Here is a 6,680-nt window from a genome sequence, read left to right as displayed (position 1 = left end):
AGGGGTAGGTCGTTCCGTTGCCCACACCGCTGGCCGTGCCGTCCGCCGTAGTGGTGACCGAGCCCGAACCAAGCGCGACATCGCCGGAGCTTGCCGCCGCTGTCGCGCCATCGCCCAGTGCGACGTTCCCGGCGAGGCCGGCTGCGCCCGCCGTCGAGCCGTTGCCCAGCGCCACCGAGCCTTGCCCGATCGCCTTGTTGCTGTTGCCGATGGCGACAGCGCCGTTGGCCATATTGGCCGCGGTGGCGGTTGCCGTGCCATCGCTGTTGGCGATGTTGTTGGCGCCGCCGGTGAAGGAGCCGGTACCGCTGGCATAGCTGGGATCGCCGATAGAGACGGCGCCGTCGCCATAAGCGACGTTGTCGGCGCCGATGGCGACGGCCTTGCCGCCGCTTGCATTCGCCCTGGTGCCGATGGCGACGGCATCGGCGGAGTTTGCGACCGCGTTCGTTCCGGCGGCGATCGCGTTCTGGGCACTCGCGTTTGCGGTATCGCCCATCGCCAGGGCGCTCGCGCCACTCGCCGATGCGCTAACGCCCAGCGCCGTTGCGCGCGCGAGGGTCGCACGGGAGCCATTGCCGAGCGCCACGGCGCCAACATCCGTGCCCTGGGCACCCGACCCAATCGCGACCGAGCCGATTCCACTCGACAGAGCGGCATTGCCGAAAGCCAATGCGAAATTGCCTGAGGCGAGTGCGTTGGGGCCGAGTGTTGACGAGCTTATCCCCGTCGCACGGGAATTTACCCCGATTGCGACGGCGAACTGGGCCGATGCCACGCTTGTACGGCCGATCGCCGTGGCATCAGCCACGTTTGCCGTCACGTCCACGCCGATAGCGATCGCGCTCTGAGCGAGAGCCCCCGTTCCGGCAGCGGAGCGTGCGCCCAGATAGATGGAATTCACGCCGCTGGCGATGGATCCCGTGCCAATGGCGGCGGCGTTGGTCTGGCTGGCTTGAGCGTTGTGGCCGATCGACGCGGTGTTGCTGACGGCGACACCAATACCGGCATTGGTTCCGATCGCGATGTTGTCGTTGCCGGTGACCAGATTGCCCGCGGAGGCGGAGAGCGTTGCGTCATAGGCAACGGCGCCGTCACCAGTGCCGAGGGCGACATTGCGCTGCCCCGTGACGCCGGAGCCGGCGCCTCTCAAGACGCTTGGGACGCCGCCGCCGACAGCGGTATTCTGTCCGCCGCTGACGAGCGTGCCTGCCGCGACGCCCACCGCGACCGAGCTGGCATTTCCGGTGGTTGACCCGGCGCCGGCGCCCTGACCGACAGCAACCGTGCTGTCGCCGATCGCCAGCGCTTGCACCCCGAGTGCCGTTGAGCTGTTGCCGGTCGCCCTAGCAGCGTTGCCGACGGCGACGCCCGAGACTCCGCTGGCGTTGGCGCCGTTCCCGGCGGCGAGAGAATTGCCGCCGGTTGCCTGGCTGACCACTCCCAGCGCTATCGAATTGCCGCCGCTTGCGTTACTACCCGCTCCCATTGCGGTCGCGTTGCCGCCGGTTGCTTGGCTGGTCGATCCAACCGCGGTACCAAAGCTGTTGGCGACGGTTCCCGTGCCGAGGGCGGTCGAACTGTTCCCCGAAGCCTGGCTCACGCTGCCGACAGCGACGGAATTGCCGCCGGTCGCTTGGCTCGATACGCCAACGGCCGTCGCGGCGGCGCCAGCAGTAGCCGTGGAGCCGATGGCAGTCGCGTTCGCCCCATTTGCGGTGCTGTTGACGCCAAAGGCGCTTGCCCCGCCGGCGTTAGCATGGGCGTTTCCGCCCACAGCGAGCGCGTTAATGCCGGTCGCGCTTGCAAAGACACCTATGCCGATGGCGTTCAGGCCATTGACACTCATCGAATAGCCGATGGCGATCGAAGCGTCGCCCGTTGCACTGTTGGAGGTGCCCAACGCTACGGCGTTGTTGCCATTCGTCGTGGCACCGTTACCGATGGCGACGGCGTTGCCGCCTGTCGCGGACCCGCCGCCGGCCTGGTATTGTGCCTGGGCCGGCGTGGCGAGGCTGAGCGCGGCGATCGCCGCCAGGCCGCCGACGATGCTCGCCAGGCTGACGGAGGAGGCCAAGGCCGAACGCACGCTGCCGCCGACCCCCAGCGTTCCCAGCCCCAGACGCCTGCGCCCCATACCAAGCGCACGATGCGCCATGCGCAGCACGGCCATCAGGCGGCGGCGAACCGAGCGCGAACCATGATCGGCCCCCGCGATCCACTGCCCCGCGAAATGCGCTGTGCGACGCCGAACAAACGAACCGCTCGAAATCTGGCCGTTCGAAATCTGGTTGTCGGTCATGGTCCCTCTCCGCTGGCCGGCACGAAATGTCTGACAATTCCGCTCCATCGCAGGAAGACATGATTCCTGCGTGCGGTATTTCACGATATTGCTGTCTTGTGAGAAAAGAGGCGAGCAAACCGGCATAGGTTAACGGCTCGTTACCCCTGCCAATGCTTTAGAATCAAGTAATAAAGCAACTCCCTAAGCGCCGTCTCATCTAAACTTGGCGCTAAGCTTTCCCATCCGCGCCTGCAGCGGCGTCATCTGCCGGTATTTCTTCATCACGGTGGTAAAATGGCTCTGGCTCGAAAATCCGCTGGAGTGAGCGATGTCGGCGATCGTCATGCCGCTGTCGGCAAGCAACCTTTCAGCGAAATCCAGCCGCAGACCGAGGACGTACTGATGCGGCGGCATCCCGAACGTCCTCGAGAAAGCCCGCACAAAATGATAGGGTGAAAGACCGCAAACCGCAGCCATCTCGGCAAGCGCCAGCTTGCGCGTAAAGTTCTCGTCCAGGAATTGCCGCACGCGGCTCGCGGCGCGGACGGAAAGCCCGCCTTTTGCGTTGAGCGTCGGTTGTCGCGAATTGGGTCCGGAAACCGGTCCGGGGACACCATCCTCACCCGGCATTTCTTGGCCTCCTGATTCGTCCCGGATGAGGTTCAACCCTAGGCTTCCTTCCGCGTTCCCCTGAAAAACAATTCGTGATTGATCGAAGCCGACCGGCATCGCCAACCCCATTCATGAGAGCGTTCCGGCCGGACGGCGTACAACGCGCGGACTGCATGACATTCCAGACGATTCCTGCGGAGCTTGGGGCGGATTTGCAGCAAGATGTATTCTGGAAAACGCCGCAAGGCGCCTGTTGCGGCCTGGGTGGGTGCGCAGCAGATCGGCCGGGTCGACCGTGCCGAAAGCAGGCGGATCGAGTTCGGCGAGATCGCATTCATGCACGGCCAATTGCGCCAGCGCTTCGGGAGCGATGGAAACGACGGCGTTCTCCCGGGTCAGGGACCAGGCCGGCTTGCTGTCCACACCCGCCGGATTGACGACGCGACATCCGGTCGGCGTATCGTACCGCGTGATCCGGTCGCTGCCGAGCAAGGCTCTCGATCGGCGTGCGGGCCGCAGCGCAATTCCAGTGGAATGCTCTTTGGCCGGGAATGTCTGCGAGACGGGATCGCGGGCTGAGTCTATGACACTCCGCGCCGCGGTGGCCCTCCAGGGGCCTGCGCTTTCAGGAATTATGTCCAGGACATATCGAGCTGTCCGTTCTCGATTGACGCCCTGGGAATTGCCGCTTTCCCGAGCATCGTCCGCATTTTCCATTGCCTGGCCTCAGCCGCTTGTCTGCCGCCTGAAATCCCCCTTAGCCCGACCCGGATCCAACGTAACGCACATGCTGCGGATAGTGAATAACATCCGTACGCAAACAAAAAATTTTGTTCGGGATAAAAGCCCCTCGGGGCGAGGAACCCAGGCCTTTAGGTCGCGACTACGGGTCAACAGGTCCCTTTGGACCCTTCGGCGCATTGGCTGACGGAGCATCAAACGAAAAACCCGCCTGCTCGGCGGGTCACTGGCGCAAATCAGCACCATGCACGAATATATACCTTAGCTGAGATCACCGTGTCAAGAAAAAATTCCTATCGCGAAAAGCTGCCGACGCAAAAGCCGCGACACAGCCAGCAATGCAGAGCTACCAGATTGGCTACCGGTCATTGCAGATCGTCGCGACGATTCTCATACAAATCCCATGCAAGTTCGACAAACCCCAGAAGAACGTCCTCCTCGCTCCATCCGGCAGCGACGGCCGCCTGGACGATCTCGCGGACGAGAGGCAGCAATTGGCGTTGGCATTCTGCCGACGTGTCGGCAACTACGTCATCGCCGGGAGGTTCATCGAAGTTGAATTTCATCGTTAGGCGCCCCCCTCGCCATCAATCAAAGTGTTCATATCATTAAGTTCATTCATCCTGATATACAATAGAGGTCGCACCAAAGCATAAGAGGCTTCGGAGGCTCTGAGCAGAACAGGATGATGCCAGGCTCTATGCTTCCGCTAGGTCAGGTTTGTCCTTCTGAACAGGGTCCGTCGGGAAGCTTCTACCCATCAATCTCTGCGGCTGGTCGAAACCTTCGGCCAGGGCCGCATGCCACCATCCGGCGAATGCGCGGCAGGACCGGCCGCATTGCCTTCTGCAACCGCTCGCTGGATAGTCTCGGCATGTTGGCGACCCTGGCGACTCACTGGCCGCAAATTCTGGCGATCATCTCCGTGGTGATGGCGACGGTCGGCATCGTCCATGCCGTCATGACCAAGGAAGATGTGCGCGCCGCCACCGGCTGGGTCGGCGTGATGGTGCTGTCCCCGATCCTCGGCGTGCTGATCTACGCCGTCGCCGGCATCAATCGCATCCGCCGTGCCACGATCACCGCCCAGCGCCCGTTTGCCGACGGCGTGGTGTCCGCCAAGCATGAGCGCGACGTCGCTGTCGAAGAGGCCCTGATCGTCGAGCGATACGGGCAACGGTTCACGGGCTTGCGGACACTCGGCGACAGGGTGGCGCGGCGCGCGCTCAACCCTGGAAACGCAATCGATGTGCTGGAGACCGGCGACGAGGCCTATGCCGCCATGTGCGCGGCAATCGACGGCGCCGAGCGCAGCGTCCTGCTCGAGACCTATATTTTCGACAATGACGCCGTCGGCCTGCTCTTCGTCGAGGCGCTGGCCGGCGCCGTCCGGCGCGGCGTCACCGTCCGCGTGCTGATCGATGCCGTCGGCGCCCGCTACTCGGTGCCGAGCATCCTGGGGCATTTGCGCGAGGCCAACATCCCCGCCGACGTCTTCAACGGCAACATCGTCATGGGCCTGCGCCTGCCCTACGCCAATCTGAGGACCCACCGGAAGATCCTGGTGGTGGACGGCATCGCCGCCTTCACCGGCGGCATGAACATCCGAAAAGGCTTCTCCGCCGAATTCGCCGGCTCCAACAGCGCCAGGGACACACATTTCCGGGTGACCGGCCCGATCGTCGCCGACCTCTTTTCGGTCGCCGCCGAAGACTGGCGCTTCGCCACCAACGAGGCGCTGAAGGGCGACGCCTGGCGCATTGCCCCGCTGTCGCCATCGCCAGGCGCACCGATGATGGTGCGGGCAGTCGCTTCCGGCCCGGATGCCAGCAACGAGACCAACCACAAGCTGCTGATCGGTGCGTTCTCGGTCGCCCGCAAGTCCATACGCGTGATGTCGCCCTATTTCCTGCCGGATCGGGAACTGATCAGCGCCCTGATCACCGCCGGCAGGCGCGGGGTCGAAATCGACATCGTGGTGCCGGCGGTGAACAATCTCTTCCTCGTCGACCGCGCGATGATGGCGCAGTTCGATCAGGTGCTCAAACACTATTGCCGTGTCTGGCGAACCGAGGGACCATTCGACCATTCGAAGCTGCTTTCGATCGACGGCGCGTGGGCCTATGTCGGATCTTCCAATCTTGACGCCCGATCGCTGCGGCTCAATTTCGAGATCGACTTGGAGGTGCTCGATGCCGGCTTTGCCAGCGAGATCGAGGCGCGGATCGGGTCGGCGATTGCCTCCGCCGTGCCGGTAACGCTGGAAGCCTTGCGAGCCCGGCCGTTCCTTATCAGGCTGTTCGACCGGGCATTGTGGCTCGGTTCACCCTATCTCTAAGGCGGAGGCGCGCTTGAGGAACTCGTCTGTCATGGAACATACGCCGAAATTGCCTATTTTGACTGTATCCGGCTTCTGAATTGAAGCCAGCGAGAACGAGCAGCACAGATGCACAGAATTGGACGCAGCCTCCCGGCAAGCATGCTTCTGTCCCTTCGTGACCGCCGGATGCAGAAAGCTAACGCCGCCGCACTCAAGACGACAGCCACCACCGGCACGCTGGTTGCCTCCTACAATGTCCACAAATGCATCGGCGTCGACAGGAAGTTCGATCCGGACCGGACCATCCGCGTCATCCGCGAAATCGATCCGGATGTCATTGCCCTGCAGGAAGCCGACAACCGCTTCGGCGACCGTGATGGTCTTCTCGACCTGCCCCGGCTCGAACGGGAAACCGGACTGGTTCCGGTGCCGATTTCCGCTACCGGCAAGGGCCATGGCTGGCATGGCAACGTCTTGCTGTTCAAGAAGGGCGTCGTTCGCGACGTGCACCAGATCAAGCTTCCGGGGCTGGAGCCGCGCGGCGCGGTGGTGGCGGAGATCGACCTCGATGGAAGCCGGACGCTGCGCATCATCGCCGCCCATCTTGGCCTGCTGCGCCGCTCGCGCTCCCAGCAGGCGCGCGTCGTGCTCGACCTGATGAACAGCCCGGACGAAAGACCGACCCTGCTGCTCGGCGACCTCAACGAATGGCGGCTTGGCAAC

At 63.6% G+C, this 6,680-nt stretch carries 5 protein-coding genes and 1 pseudogene; 2 read left to right on the top strand and 4 right to left on the bottom strand.

Going from position 1 to position 6,680, the window contains the following annotated elements:
- From EN932_RS25210 to EN932_RS25195, 4 genes and pseudogenes are all read right to left on the bottom strand, one after another.
- Window positions 1-2,302 (bottom strand): annotated as a pseudogene (locus tag EN932_RS25210) (calcium-binding protein); the annotation flags it as partial.
- Window positions 2,303-2,497: 195 nt separating this feature from the next.
- Window positions 2,498-3,013, bottom strand: a complete 516-nt coding sequence (locus EN932_RS25205) for an AraC family transcriptional regulator (protein WP_064995671.1) — start codon at window positions 3,011-3,013, stop codon at window positions 2,498-2,500.
- 12 nt (window positions 3,014-3,025) lie between these two features.
- Window positions 3,026-3,388 carry a hypothetical protein gene (locus EN932_RS38455; RefSeq protein WP_206519241.1) on the bottom strand — a complete coding sequence of 121 codons (363 nt, stop codon included), beginning with the start codon at window positions 3,386-3,388 and terminating at the stop codon, window positions 3,026-3,028.
- Window positions 3,389-4,002: 614 nt separating this feature from the next.
- Window positions 4,003-4,203, bottom strand: a complete 201-nt coding sequence (locus EN932_RS25195; protein ID WP_013529836.1) for a hypothetical protein — start codon at window positions 4,201-4,203, stop codon at window positions 4,003-4,005.
- A 308-nt stretch (window positions 4,204-4,511) separates the two neighbouring features.
- Between EN932_RS25195 and EN932_RS25190 the strand changes: the two genes are divergently transcribed.
- Both EN932_RS25190 and EN932_RS25185 read left to right on the top strand, forming a co-directional pair.
- The gene (locus tag EN932_RS25190; protein WP_127366090.1) at window positions 4,512-5,975 is read left to right on the top strand and encodes a phosphatidylserine/phosphatidylglycerophosphate/cardiolipin synthase family protein; all 1,464 of its coding nucleotides are present in this window, start codon (window positions 4,512-4,514) and stop codon (window positions 5,973-5,975) included.
- A 108-nt stretch (window positions 5,976-6,083) separates the two neighbouring features.
- Window positions 6,084-6,680: endonuclease/exonuclease/phosphatase family protein (locus tag EN932_RS25185; protein ID WP_128369143.1), on the top strand; the 597-nt coding region annotated here is incomplete at its 3' end.

Source organism: Mesorhizobium sp. M7A.F.Ca.US.002.01.1.1, from assembly GCF_004022955.1.
Classification (GTDB): Bacteria; Pseudomonadota; Alphaproteobacteria; order Rhizobiales; family Rhizobiaceae; genus Mesorhizobium; species Mesorhizobium ciceri.
The sequence above is the reverse complement of the archived record's forward strand: the minus strand, read 5'-3'. Positions and strand labels throughout refer to the sequence as shown.